This is a genomic window from Deinococcus carri, assembly GCF_039545055.1.
In the GTDB taxonomy this organism is placed as follows: Bacteria; Deinococcota; Deinococci; order Deinococcales; family Deinococcaceae; genus Deinococcus; species Deinococcus carri.
On sequence record NZ_BAABRP010000016.1, the window covers coordinates 58,164 to 70,388 of the forward strand.

General features: G+C 69.0%; 13 protein-coding genes. 9 read left to right on the plus strand and 4 right to left on the minus strand.

Features of this window, described 5'->3' with window-relative positions; all coding sequences use genetic code 11:
• Positions 1-122 precede the first annotated feature (122 nt).
• The 5 genes from ABEA67_RS15660 (at position 123) to ABEA67_RS15680 (ending at position 4,091) form a co-directional block, all read left to right on the plus strand.
• On the plus strand, positions 123-1,310 hold the full coding sequence (locus ABEA67_RS15660; RefSeq protein ID WP_345466939.1) for a glycine C-acetyltransferase: 1,188 nt from the start codon (positions 123-125) through the stop codon (positions 1,308-1,310).
• Between the two features lie 99 nt (positions 1,311-1,409).
• Complete coding sequence (ubiE, locus tag ABEA67_RS15665) at positions 1,410-2,129, plus strand: bifunctional demethylmenaquinone methyltransferase/2-methoxy-6-polyprenyl-1,4-benzoquinol methylase UbiE (protein ID WP_345466941.1); 720 nt, start codon at positions 1,410-1,412, stop codon at positions 2,127-2,129.
• Positions 2,130-2,221: 92 nt separating this feature from the next.
• Positions 2,222-3,352: a serine hydrolase gene (locus ABEA67_RS15670; RefSeq protein ID WP_345466943.1), complete on the plus strand. Its 1,131-nt coding sequence runs from the start codon at positions 2,222-2,224 to the stop codon at positions 3,350-3,352.
• The gene (locus ABEA67_RS15675) at positions 3,349-3,570 is read left to right on the plus strand and encodes a hypothetical protein (RefSeq protein WP_345466946.1); all 222 of its coding nucleotides are present in this window, start codon (positions 3,349-3,351) and stop codon (positions 3,568-3,570) included. Before ABEA67_RS15670 ends, ABEA67_RS15675 begins: the two co-directional genes overlap by 4 nt.
• A complete protein-coding gene (locus tag ABEA67_RS15680; RefSeq protein WP_345466948.1) occupies positions 3,567-4,091 on the plus strand; it encodes an ArsR/SmtB family transcription factor in 525 nt (174 codons plus the stop codon). The genes ABEA67_RS15675 and ABEA67_RS15680 overlap by 4 nt, the downstream gene beginning before the upstream one ends.
• Before the next feature lie 276 nt (positions 4,092-4,367).
• Here ABEA67_RS15680 and rpmF read toward each other — a convergent pair whose 3' ends face one another.
• Entirely contained in the window at positions 4,368-4,550 is a 183-nt protein-coding gene (rpmF, locus tag ABEA67_RS15685; protein ID WP_046843905.1) for a 50S ribosomal protein L32, read from the minus strand.
• A gap of 170 nt (positions 4,551-4,720) precedes the next feature.
• Here rpmF and ABEA67_RS15690 point away from each other — a divergent pair, with 170 nt between their 5' ends.
• The 3 genes from ABEA67_RS15690 to glmS all read left to right on the plus strand — a co-directional run bounded on the left by ABEA67_RS15690 (position 4,721) and on the right by glmS (position 8,960).
• Positions 4,721-5,371: a trimeric intracellular cation channel family protein gene (locus ABEA67_RS15690; RefSeq protein ID WP_345466950.1), complete on the plus strand. Its 651-nt coding sequence runs from the start codon at positions 4,721-4,723 to the stop codon at positions 5,369-5,371.
• A gap of 68 nt (positions 5,372-5,439) precedes the next feature.
• The gene (locus ABEA67_RS15695) at positions 5,440-6,636 is read left to right on the plus strand and encodes a trans-sulfuration enzyme family protein (RefSeq protein ID WP_345466952.1); all 1,197 of its coding nucleotides are present in this window, start codon (positions 5,440-5,442) and stop codon (positions 6,634-6,636) included.
• A 503-nt stretch (positions 6,637-7,139) separates the two neighbouring features.
• Positions 7,140-8,960: a glutamine--fructose-6-phosphate transaminase (isomerizing) gene (glmS, locus tag ABEA67_RS15700; RefSeq protein WP_345466954.1), complete on the plus strand. Its 1,821-nt coding sequence runs from the start codon at positions 7,140-7,142 to the stop codon at positions 8,958-8,960.
• Between the two features lie 48 nt (positions 8,961-9,008).
• Here glmS and ABEA67_RS15705 read toward each other — a convergent pair whose 3' ends face one another.
• Positions 9,009-9,665, minus strand: coding sequence for a class I SAM-dependent methyltransferase (locus tag ABEA67_RS15705; protein WP_345466957.1), 657 nt, complete (start codon positions 9,663-9,665; stop codon positions 9,009-9,011).
• A gap of 40 nt (positions 9,666-9,705) precedes the next feature.
• Here ABEA67_RS15705 and ABEA67_RS15710 point away from each other — a divergent pair, with 40 nt between their 5' ends.
• Positions 9,706-10,380 carry a YqhA family protein gene (locus ABEA67_RS15710; protein ID WP_345466959.1) on the plus strand — a complete coding sequence of 225 codons (675 nt, stop codon included), beginning with the start codon at positions 9,706-9,708 and terminating at the stop codon, positions 10,378-10,380.
• Positions 10,381-10,524: 144 nt separating this feature from the next.
• Here ABEA67_RS15710 and ABEA67_RS15715 read toward each other — a convergent pair whose 3' ends face one another.
• Together ABEA67_RS15715 and ABEA67_RS15720 are read right to left on the minus strand one after the other, a co-directional pair.
• Positions 10,525-10,959, minus strand: coding sequence for a response regulator (locus ABEA67_RS15715; protein ID WP_345466961.1), 435 nt, complete (start codon positions 10,957-10,959; stop codon positions 10,525-10,527).
• A 142-nt stretch (positions 10,960-11,101) separates the two neighbouring features.
• Positions 11,102-11,983, minus strand: a complete 882-nt coding sequence (locus tag ABEA67_RS15720; protein WP_345466963.1) for an ion transporter — start codon at positions 11,981-11,983, stop codon at positions 11,102-11,104.
• Positions 11,984-12,225: the final 242 nt, after the last annotated feature.

A 12,225-nucleotide genomic window follows, 5' to 3' on the forward strand; every position in this document is an offset into this window, starting at 1 on the left:
CCTGCCCAAAGTATAGGAAGCCCGCACTTACAAAAATCGGACTGTCAGAAATTGGACTGCCAGAATATCGGACTGCCCGGCGGCCGGGCCGGAGCGGGCCACGGCGGCACTAGACTGCGCGCATGGCCACTTCCCTCTCTGACCGTCTGGGTGCGGAACTCGCAACCCTGCGCGAGTCCGGTCTGCTGATTCACCCGCGCGTGCTCGAAACTGCCAACCGCGCCCGCACCCGCGTGGACGGCCGCGACGTCATCAACCTCGCCAGCAACAACTATCTCGGCTTTGCCGACCACCCCGTGCTCAAGGAGAAGGCCGCAGCCTACCTGCGCGAGTGGGGCGCGGGGGCCGGGGCCGTGCGCACCATCGCCGGCACGCTGCGGATTCACGAGGACTTCGAGCAGCAACTGGCCGACTTCAAGCACACCGGGAGCGCGCTGGTCCTGGGGAGCGGGTTCACCACCAACCAGGGCGTGTTGGGCACCCTGCTCCAGCCGGGCGACCTGGTCGTCAGCGACGAGCTGAACCACGCCAGCATCATCGACGGCCTGCGCCTGACCAAGGCCACCAAAAAGATTTTCAAACACGCCGACCCCGAGGACCTCGCCCGCGTGCTGGCCGAGAACGACACGGGTGGCCTCAAGCTGGTCGTGACCGACGGCGTGTTCAGCATGGACGGCGACATCGCGCCACTGGACCGGCTGGTAGAGGTGGCCCGCCGGTACGGGGCCGTCACCTACGTGGACGACGCGCACGGCTCGGGCGTGCTGGGTGAGGCCGGGCGCGGCACGGTGCACCACTTCGGCCTCCAGCACTCGGACGACGTGATTCAGGTCGGCACGCTCAGCAAGGCCTGGGGCGTGGTCGGCGGCTACGCGGCGGGGCACCACGACCTGCGCCAGCTGCTGATCAACCGTGCCCGGCCCTACCTGTTCTCCACGGCCCACCCGCCCGCCGTCGTGGGCGCGCTCTCGGCGGCGCTGGAGCTGGTGCAGCGCGACCCCTCCTTCATGGAGCGGCTGTGGGAGAACACCCGCTTCTTCAAGGCCGAGCTGGCCCGCCTGGGCTTCGACACGATGGGCAGCCAGACGCCCATCACGCCCGTCCTGTTCGGGGAAACGGGCACGGCCTTCGAGGCCAGCCGCCGCCTGCTGGACGAGGGTGTCTTTGCCGTCGGCCTGGGCTTCCCGACCGTGCCGAAAGGGCAGGCCCGCATCCGCAACATCGTGACCGCCGAGCACACCCGCGAGGACCTGGAGCAGGCGCTCGCCGCGTACGAGCAGGTGGGCCGGGCGCTGGGGGTGATTGGGTAGCGGTCAGCCGTCAGCGGTCAGCTTTCAGCAACACCCTGACCTTCCTGCCTGTTCTGCTGAGGGCTGACGGCTGAAAGCTCACTGCTCTAGAGTCCCCCCATGACCAGCCGCCCCCCGGTGGGAGACAAGCAAGACAAGGGCCGCGAGGTGCAGGCGATGTTCGCCTCCATCGCCCCCCGCTACGACCTGCTCAACCGCGTGCTGAGCCTCGGAATAGACCGGGCCTGGCGGCGCGAGGCGGCCCGCGAGGCGTTGGCCCTGCACCCCGCGCGCATTCTGGACGTGGCGACCGGGACCGGGGACTTTGCCCTGGAGCTGAAGGCCCGCGCGCCTCAGGCCGAGGTGGTGGGCAGCGACTTCGTGCCCGAGATGCTGGACATCGCCCGCGAAAAGGCCCGCGCCCGGCACCTGACCCTGCGGCTGGAGGAGGGCGACGCCCTGAACCTCCCGTACCCGGACGGCTCCTTCGACGCCGTGACCTGCGCCTTCGGCTTCCGCAACTTCGCGGACTATGCGCGCGGGCTGGCCGAGATGTGGCGGGTGCTGGCACCGGGGGGCCGCCTCGTGATTCTGGAATTTCCGCCGCCCCGCCCCGGTCCCTTCGGCCACCTCTTCCGCTTCTACTTCCGGCAGGTGCTGCCCCGCATCGGCGCGCTGGTCAGTGGGAACGCGGGAGCCTACACCTACCTCCCCGAAAGCACCCTGGCCTTTCTGGACCCCGAGCGCCTGGCCGGACTGATGCGTGCCACCGGCTTCCGCACCCGCTACCGCCTGCTGACCTTCGGCATCGCGGCGATTCATGTGGGGGACAAGGGATAGGGGGAGGCGGTACGCAGTGCGCGGGACGCGGGAAAAGACCGCGCACTGCGTCCCTCCCTTGCTTTCTACAGAATTACGAATTACTGTAACTTATGCGAAAGCTCCTGCTGCTCGCCCTGAGCCTCCTGCCCGCCTCTGCCCGTGCTCAGAGTGCCGACCCGCTGGCCCCGCTGCTGGCGTTCGCGCGGCAGCAGCCGAACGACATCGCGGTGTTCACGGCGGCGGTGCGGCCGGACGGGACGCCGGACCCGGCCAAACCTGTCTTGAGCTGGAACGCTGCGCAGCCCATGCCGCTCGCCAGCACGCGCAAGATCGTGGTGCTGGCGGCCTATGCGCGGGCGGTCGCGGCGGGGAAGCTGGACCCGCAGACGCCCGTGAAGCTCGCGGAGTGGGAGGCGTACTACCTGCCCGGCCTGGACGGCGGCGCGCACCCCGCCAGCCTGGAGGCCCTGAAGATTCCCGCCGACGCCCAGGGCCGCGCGCAGGACGGCCGCCGCACGGTGCCGCTGGATACCGTCGCCCGCTTCATGGTCGAGACGAGCGACAACGCGGCCACCGACCTGCTGCTCACGCGGCTGGGCCAGGGCGCTATTCCCGACACCCTCCGCGCGCTGGGCCTGACGGGGCAGGAGAACTTCGGCCCTATCAGCGGCCTGTTCAATGCCTGGGACGACCCGGCGCTTCGTGCGACCTACGCCGCGCAGCCCCTTGCGCAGCGCGTGGCCGACAGTTGGACGCGGGCGGCCAGGGTCAGTCAGACCCCCGCCCTGCGTGACCCCGACGCTCTGAGCCGCAACGCCCCCCCGTTGGACGTGCAGGCCCGGCAGGCCGACACTACCGATACGCGCGGCACCGTGAACGACTACGCGGGCCTGCTGGCGCGGGTGCTGACCGGCGCGGGCCTGGGCAAGACCGAGCTGGAGGTCATGCGTCGGCACCTGGGCTGGCCCATGCGGGTGAACCCCGGCAACGCCCAGGCCTTCACCCAGGCCTATGCCAAGGGCGGCAGTCTCAGCGGCGTGCTAACCGACAACTTCGCCTTTCAGCCCAAAGTCGGCCCACGCAAGGGGGAGAACCTGGTGGTGAGCGTCTTCCTGCGCCGGATTCCTGAAGGGCAATACGCGGCGTTGCAGGAGAACCTGGAGACGGCCATGCTTTACCTCGCCATCCTGCCCGAGCAGGCGCAGCGGCTGGTGGACGTGCTGAAGGCATCCCGGAAATGAACTCCTGGGCGGAGCGGCTGTTCCTGGTGGCCCTTGCCGCGCTGGTGCTCACCCTGGTCTACTGGGGCTACAACGCTCTGGCGCAGGCCATCCACTGGCCCCGGATGCCGCTGGGAGCGGTGGTGGGCGCGTGGCTCTTCTGGACCCTGCGCCAGTTCTTCCGTCCAGCGTCTGGCAGGGCCGGCAGGGAGAGCCGCGCGCCTAGACTGGATGGATGACTGACCTCGCGGCGCTGGAGGCGCGGGTGCGGGCGCTGGAGGACCGCCTCGCCGTGCTGGAGGAGGAGCGGCCTGGTGGCCCACCGCCCGCCGGGGATTTCTGGGCGCTGGACACCCTGACCGCCCGGTATCCGGCGGGCGCGCTGGTGTTCGCCGGGCACGTCAAGCTGCCCACCGGCGAACAGTACGGCTGGCAGGAAGGCGAATCGCTCCCGGACCTGTTGGAGGCCGACTGGCAGGCCGCCGCGCCCGCGCTGGCCGCGCTGGGGCACCCGCTGCGGCTGACCCTGCTGCGGGCGGTGCTGCACGGGGAGCAGACCACCGCCGACTTGCAGGCCCACCCCGGACTGGCAGGCGCAGGCAAGCTCTACCACCACCTGCGCGAGCTTCAGGCCGCCGGGTGGCTGGTGCCGGAGGGCCGGGGCCGCTACGTGGTGCCGGCCCAGCGCGTTATCCCCCTGCTGGTCGTCCTGCGGGCGACCGGACAGGTGGAGGCGGGCGCGGCAGGGGGGGAGAGCTAGGCCTGGGGTGGTGTGCACACTGGGCAAGTCACGCCGCAGCTCCGCCAGCACGGCGATGAGCCTGGCGCTGCGTTGCTCAGCGACCTGGCCCTGGCGCGACTGTGCGACCAGCACCGTGGTCGTGACTACCAGCGCGAGCAGACCAACCGTGACGGACGGCCCCGCCCCTTTGTTCATGAAGCTTTCGCGTTGCTGCCGCCCCACGCTGGCTCCCTCCCCGAACACCAAAAAAAGCTCCCGCGAGGGGAGCCTTTCGACAGCCGGTGGTGCCGGTCTTTAGACCGCCAGCACCTGACGGCCGTTGTAGTAGCCGCAGCTCGGGCAGATGTGGTGGCTGAGCTTCTTGGCGTGGCACTGGGGGCACTCGGTCAGGTTGGGGGCCACCAGGGCGTGGTGGCTGCGGCGCATGTCGCGCTTGCTCTTGCTGGTCTTCTTCTTGGGGACGGGATGCTTCGCCATGATTTCTCTCCTCGGGCCACGCGGCGCTCTGCTGGGCTTGCCCCTGGGGGGGTTCCCTGTCGCCGGGGCGCGCTCTGCCCGCCGCTCCTGCAAGGCTGGGCGAGACAACAGCGGGGAGTATAGCACGCGGCGCGGCCTGTCAGGAAGGCCGCGTTAGCATGTGCGCCGGAATGCATGACTTCGTGGTGCCCGGGGTGACGCTGGAGGCCGGGCTGCACTGGCTCGACCTGCTGGGCGTGCTGGCCTTCAGCATGTCGGGCGCGCTGCTGGCGGTGCGCAAGAGATTCGACCTGTTCGGGGTGCTGGTGCTGGGCTGCGTGACGGCCGTGGGTGGCGGGGCCATCCGCGACACCCTGACGGGGCAGACGCCGCCCCTCTTCCTGCGCGACGAGACATATCTGTGGGTCGCGCTGCTGGGCGCGCTGTTGGCCTTTGCCTTCGGGGAGCGGCTGGCCCGTTTCGAGCGGACGCTGAGCGTGTTCGACACCGTGGGGCTGGGGCTGTTCGCGGCGTCGGGGGCGCTGGGGGCCGTGAACTTCGGGCTGGGGCCGCTGGGGGTGGTCTTCGCGGGGATGCTCAGCGGGGTGGGCGGCGGCATCATCCGCGACCTGATCGCCAATGAGGTCCCCGAGGTGATGTACCGCCGCGAGCAGCTCTACGCCACCGCCGCCGCGGCCGGGGCCGCCGCCGTCTACCTGCTGCACCCCCACCTCACGCCCTTTCAGGCCCAGCTTGGCGGGTCAGTCGTGGTGATCGCGCTGCGCTGGCTCTCGCGCCGGGGCTGGGTGCGGCTGCCCGTGCGCCGTCTGCCCGGCGAGTGAGGGCCAACTTCCCCTCGAACCTGGCCCCCTGAACGCGGTGCAATCCGGCTGCGCGTTAGAATGGGCTGATGTCTAAACAAGATGCACAGCCCGCCGGGTTTCGCACCCGTGCCGTCCACGCCGGGCATGGCCTCGACCCGGTGACGGGCGCACACGCGGTGCCCATCTACGCCACCTCCACCTTCGGCTACGGCAGCGCCGAGCGCGGCGCGCGGCTCTTTGCCGGCGAGGAGAGCGGCTACTTCTACTCGCGCCTCTCGAACCCCACCGTGCGCGCCTTCGAGGAAAAGGTCGCCAGCCTGGAGGGGGCCGGGGACGCCGTGGCCTTTGGCAGCGGCATGGGCGCGGCCAGCGCCATCGCCCTGACCTTCCTGAAGACGGGCGACGAGGTGGCCTTTGTGGGGCCGCTGTACGGCGGCACCGAGGGGCTGCTGCGCGACATCCTGGGCCGCTTCGGCGTGACCGTGCATGAAGCCCGGGACGTGGAGGAGCTGCGCGGCGTGGTCAACGAGCAGACGCGGCTGGTGTGGCTGGAGACGCCCACCAATCCCACCCTGAAGGTGGTGGACCTGCGGGCCGCCTCGGAGCTGGCCCACGCGGTCGGCGCGCTCGTCGTGGTGGACAACACCTTTTCCACGCCGTACCTGACCCGCCCGCTGGAGTTCGGGGCCGACCTGGTGATGCACTCCGCGACCAAGTACCTGGGTGGCCACGGCGACGTGGTGGCGGGCGTGGTGGCCGCGAATGCCGATCTGGTGGCCGAACTGCGCCTGCACGGGCTGCGGCACGTCGGCGCGGTCCTCGGTCCCTTCGAGGCGTACCTGCTGCTGCGCGGCCTCAAGACCCTGCCGCTCAGGATGGAAGCCCACTGCGCCAATGCCCAGGCCCTTGCCGAGGCCCTGCAAGGGCACCCGGCCATCCGGGCACTGCACTACCCCGGCCTGCCCGGCCACCCCGGCCATGAGGTCGCCCAGCGCCAGATGCGTGCCTTCGGCGGCCTGGTCAGCCTCGACCTCGGCTCACAGGAGGCCGCCTTCGCCTTCCTCGACCACCTGAAGCTGTTCACGCAGGCCGTCAGCCTGGGCGACGTGGAAAGCCTCTCCTCCCACCCCGCCAGCACCACCCACCAGCTGCTGGACGAGGAAACGCTCGCCCGCCAGGGTGTGACGCCCGGTCTGGTCCGCCTCTCGGTGGGCATCGAGGACGCGGACGACCTGATTGCGGATGTGCTGGGGGCGCTGGAGAAGGTGCCGGTGGGCGTGTAAGAAACGCAGAAGGGGGAGGGCAGAGGGCAGAAGGCGAGAGTCCAGCCTTCTGCCCTTCGCCTTCCGTGAGCATCTTGCACACGTCACTCTCCCAGAGGTGCTATCCTGCTCCCCGAACCGTTGGTGTCCGGTTCACGCAAAACGGGAAGCGCAAGGTCTGCCCCCGAGCCTGTCAGACGGCGGGCGGCAGAAGACGAGGTGGAGGTGAGCGAGTTTCTGCGGATGCCTCCAGGCCCCGGCACGGGCCTACCCGACTCTCCGAATCCCGGGGAGGGAAGCGCGGCGATAAGCTCCTGCGGCGACGCAGAGATAAGGCCGCGCAGTGACACAACCCAGACACCGCCCGCCCTGGCCCTGCGCCGGGTGCGGGTCAGGAGCAAGCGGGTTGGTCCAGGCTCCAGTTTTCCGGTTTCCAGTACGAGGAACCCTCCAAACTTCCGCCTGAACCAACTTTCTCCCACTCGCTCCGCTCGGGTGCGCCTGCGGCGCACCAGGAGGCTTTTATGTGCGGAATCGTCGGTTATATCGGCACCCGGCAGGCGCAGGACGTTCTGATCTCGGGCCTTGCCAAGCTGGAATATCGCGGCTACGACAGCGCGGGGGTCGCGGTGGGCGACGGGGCCTGCATCGCGGTGCGCAAAAAGGCCGGGAAGCTCGCCAACCTCAGCGGAGAGCTGGAGCGTAGCCCTCTGGCGGGCACGCTGGGCATCGGCCACACGCGCTGGGCCACCCACGGCCTGCCCAACGACACCAACGCCCACCCCCACGCCACCGAGGACGGCAAGATCGTCATCATCCACAACGGGATCATCGAGAACTACCTGTCCCTCAAGGAAGGGCTGATGGCGCGCGGCCACACCTTCAAGAGCGAGACCGACTCGGAGGTGCTGGCCCACCTGATCGAGGAGGCGTACCAGGGCGACCTGTATGAGGCGGTGCGGGCCGCCCTGGGGCAGGTGCGCGGGGCCTACGGCATCGTGGTGACGCACGTGGACCACCGCGAGATCGTCGCGGCCCGGACCGTCAGCCCCCTGGTGATGGGCGTGGGCGAGGGCGAGATGTTCCTGGCGTCCGACGTGCCCGCGCTGCTGCCCTACACCCGCAAGATGGTCTTCCTACATGACGGCGACATGGCCGTGCTGAACGACGACGGCTACCGCCTGACTGACCTCGCGGGCAACCCGGTCGAGCGGCCGGTGGACCTGATCGAGTGGGATGCCGAGGCGGCCGAAAAGGGCGGCTTCGACACCTACATGCTCAAGGAAATCTACGAGCAGCCCCAGGCCCTCACCAACACCCTGATCGGCCGCCTGCACGACGACACGGGCGAGGTGAACCTCGACATCAACCTCAACCCGCAGAGCTTCAAGCGCATCAGCATCATCGCCTGCGGCACCGCGTACTACGCCGGGCTAGTGGGCGAGTACCTGATCGAGCAGCTCGCGCGGGTTCCGGTCGAGGTGGACGTGGCCTCCGAGTACCGCTACCGCAACCCCCTGGTGAGCGAGAACACCCTCGCCATCGTGGTGAGCCAGAGCGGTGAGACGATCGACACGCTCGAAGCCCTGCGCGAGGCCAAGAAGGGCGGCGCGAAGACCCTGGGCGTCATCAATGCCAAGGGCAGCTCCATGACCCGCGAACTGGACGACACGCTCTACATCCACGCCGGGCCGGAAATCGGGGTCGCCAGCACCAAGGCGTACACGTCGATGGTCAGTGCCTTCGTGATGCTGGCGCTGTGGCTGGGACGCGCCCGCGGCACGCTGAGCGAGATGGAAGCGAAGGACCTCCTGCACGCCGCCCGCGAGCTGCCCCGCCTGGTGGAGGAGGCGCTGGCCCCCGAGCGCGTCGAGCAGATCAGGCGCGTGGCCGAGAAGTATGCCCACGCCCGCGACTACCTGTTCCTGGGCCGCGGCGTGAACGCGCCCACCGCCTACGAGGGTGCGCTCAAGCTCAAGGAAATCAGCTACATCCACGCCGAGGCCTACGCGGCGGGCGAGATGAAGCACGGCCCCATCGCCCTGATCGACGCCCAGCTGCCCGTCGTGGTGGTCGCCACCGAGAGCCGCCTGCTGGAAAAGACCATCAGCAACGTGCAGGAGGTCCGCGCCCGCAGCGGCAAGGTGATCCTGCTGCTCAGCGACGGCGACAGCGAGAACGCCCGCCACGCCGACGACGTGCTGTACGTGCCCCGCGCGCACGAGATGGTCAGCCCGGTGGTGAACGCTGTCGCCATGCAACTGCTGGCCTACTTCACCGCGACCGCGCTGGGCAAGGACGTGGACAAGCCGCGCAACCTCGCCAAGAGTGTGACGGTGGAATAAAACAGGAGTCTGGAAGGGGCGGGGGCCGTGTGCCTGCCGCCCCTTCGCTCATTCCGCCCCGGCCAGCACCACGTACCGTTCCTCCTGATAGGGGAGGCCCCTGGCGGTGGCCCGCGTCTCCCAGTCCTCCTGCCGCGCCTCCTCGCCCATCCATTCGCAGCGGGTGACCCAGTCCTCCCAGCGCGGTGTCCAGGCCCGCACCGACACGCGCCACTCGCCGTGGATAGTCCAGCCCACCGCGACGAGGCGCTCCGGCACCTGCGGCACCTCCAGCGTCGGCCCCACGTACAGGAACCGGCCGCCCGGCGCGGCGACAGCGGGCAGGTGCCCGATCACCCCGGTCGGCCCACGCCGCGACACGATCAGGTCGAAGGGTCCCCGCAGGGCATCCGGCACCGCGCCGCGCCCGTCCCACAGGCAGAATTCGGCATGGGGCGCGTTGTCGCGGGCCAGTGCCAGCAGTTCGGGCTGGCGGTCGTAGGCGACCCAGCGCGCGGTCTGTGCGCCAAACCGCGCCGCGTCCGGGCCGTGGCCGCAGCCGGCCTCCAGCACCCGCACCCCTGGCCCCAGCCGCTCGGCGAGCAGCGCATCGAAGGTGAGTTCGGGGTCGGGGCCATCCAGCACGCGGGTCCAGGGATGCCGGTAGCCGCCCAGCTCGCGGGCCAACCGGGCGTACCACTCACGGGAATGCGGCGTAAGCTTCATGTGAGGGGCAGCGTACCGTCCGGACAGGCAAGATGGGGGCGTGAGTCGGCACTCTTCGGGCGAGCAATCCAGGCGGGAGTGGTTCAGCGAGGCCATCGGGCGCACCCGGTTCGTGGTGCTGATTGCGGTCGTCGCCGTGCTGCTGGTGTCCTTCAGCCTGTTTCTTCAGGGCACCATCCTGGCGCTGCAAACCATCTACCAGACCTGGCGCGATCTGCTCGTTGCGGGGGGCGACACCCAGACCGGCTCGCTGTCGGTCCAGTTTCTGGAGGTGGTCAGCACCATGCTCAAGGCGGTGGTGTTCTACATCATCGGCGTGGGCCTGTACTCGCTGTTCATCAAGCCGCTCAACCTGACGAGCGCGCTGGGCGTGGAGAGCCTCTCGGACCTGGAGCAGAAAGTGGTGTCGGTGGTCGTCGTGATTCTGGGCGTGACCTTTCTGGAACACTTCATCCGCTGGGAAAAGCCGCTGGAGACGCTGTATTTCGCGGGGGCCTTCGCGCTGGCGGGGGGGGCGCTGGTCTTCTTCCAGCGGGTCCACCGCGGGCAGGGCGGCGACCTCCAGCAGCCCGAGGCCAAACTGCGCGCCCGCCGCGAACTCTTCGAGCACGACACCGAGCAGCGAGAGATCAGGGAGGAGGAGGTGCAGCACGCCGCCCTCGCCACCGAGAGCAAGCTCACCGGCAACGTGGACGCGCAGGAGGGGAGTGGTTAGGGCGGTGCTCAGAAAGATTGCCGAACCTCTCTGAGCCGAACGGAGGGAGAAACCATGATGAGGGCGGCGCGAAGTGGAGTTGCTGCATATTTTAGGCAGCAACGTAACGGAGCGCCGCCCTAGGCCAGTGCTTGGAGCCGCGCTTCAGGAGGAGAGGGTCTCGGGCCAGGTGGTCAACCGCGCCCGCGTCCAGAACTCCAGAAAGCCCTCGACCTGCGCCACGAAGTCCTGAAAGTTCACGGACTTGATCAGGTACGAGCTGGCATTCAGCGTGTAGGCCTGGGTGATGTCCTGATCGTGGTTGGAGGTGGTCAGCATCACCACCGGAATACGGGCGAGCTGGGGGTGGTTTTTCATGGCCGTCAGCACCTCGAAGCCCGACATGCCCGGCATGTTGATGTCGAGCAGGACCACGTCCGGCAGCGGACCATCCGGCTTCAGCATGGCCTGGAGCGCCTCCTGGCCGCTGGCGCAGGTGGTGACGCTACACAGGTGGGTGTACTCGGCAAACACTTCCTCCGCGAGGTGGCGGTCCATCAGGCTGTCGTCGATCAGGAGCAGGCGCAGGGGACGGGTCATGGCTACTCCAGAGGTCCGCGTGCCGACGGACGCGGCAGAAGGAAAAAAGGCAGTCGCGTCATGGGGTACACCTACTGTAACCGACGGCGGCCCGCCCCGGCATGGCAAATGTCTGCCCTGTCCTCCTGCCCGGCAGCCGCCCTCACGGGCGAACAGGGGCCGCCAGCTCCGGCAGCCGCTCCCCGCAGCGGGAGCAGTACCGGGCGTCGGGTGTGTGGCCGCGCAGGCCGCAGCGGGGACAGGTTCGGCTGGGGAACAGGTCGGTGGTGGGGATGTTCTGTGCCTGTGCCTGGGCGCGCTGGGCGTTGGCGATGCCCACGGTCACGATGCCGGTGGGCACGGCGATGATGCCGTAACCGAGAATCATGGCAAGTGAGGCCAGCCCCTTGCCCAGGCCCGTCTTGGGGGCGATGTCGCCGTAGCCCACGGTCGTCAGGGTCACGATGGCCCAGTAGATGCTGGTGGGAATGCTGGTAAAGCCGTTTTGCGGCCCCTCGATCACGTACATCAGGGCACCGATGATCGTCACCAGGGTCAGGACGGTCGCCACGAAGACCGTAATCTTGGCGAGGCTGGCCTGGATCGCCTGCTGGAGAATGTTCGCCTCGCTGAGAAAGCGCACCAGCTTGAAGATGCGGAAAATCCGCAGCAGGCGCAGCACCCGCACGATCAGCAGGAACTGGGCGGCGGGCAGCAGCAGCGCCAGGTAGCCCGGCAGGATCGAGAGCAGATCGACCACGCCGAAGAAACTGCGGGCGTAGTGGCTGGCCTGGCGTGCCGAGATCAGCCGCAGAAGGTATTCCACCGTGAACAGCGCCGTGAGGACCAGTTCGAGGTCGTTCAGCAGCGGGCCGTACCGCAGCCGCACGCCGGCGACGCTGTCAAGCATCACCGTCAGCACACTAACGAAGATGGCGACGATCAGGCCCAGGTCGAAGACCCGCCCGGCAGGCGTATCGGCGTTGAAGATGATGTTCCCCAGCGCCACCCGCCACGGTGCCCGCGTGTCCTGCGCCGCTTCCATAGGTCAGAGTCTAGTGCCACAGCCGCCGCGGTGAGGGTGCCGGAGTGCCAGGCCGCGCTACCCTGCCCACATGACCGACGCCCGCACGCCTGCCCGGCCCCGCATCCTGGTTGCCAATGACAGCAGCACGGTTTTCCGGGCACCCTAAACCGCCTGCTGCGCGGCCTCCAGTGGCCGCAGCCCCAGCAGTTCGAGCGCCCCGTCCGGCCGCACCAGCAGCCGCACTTCCAGCAGGTCGAGCA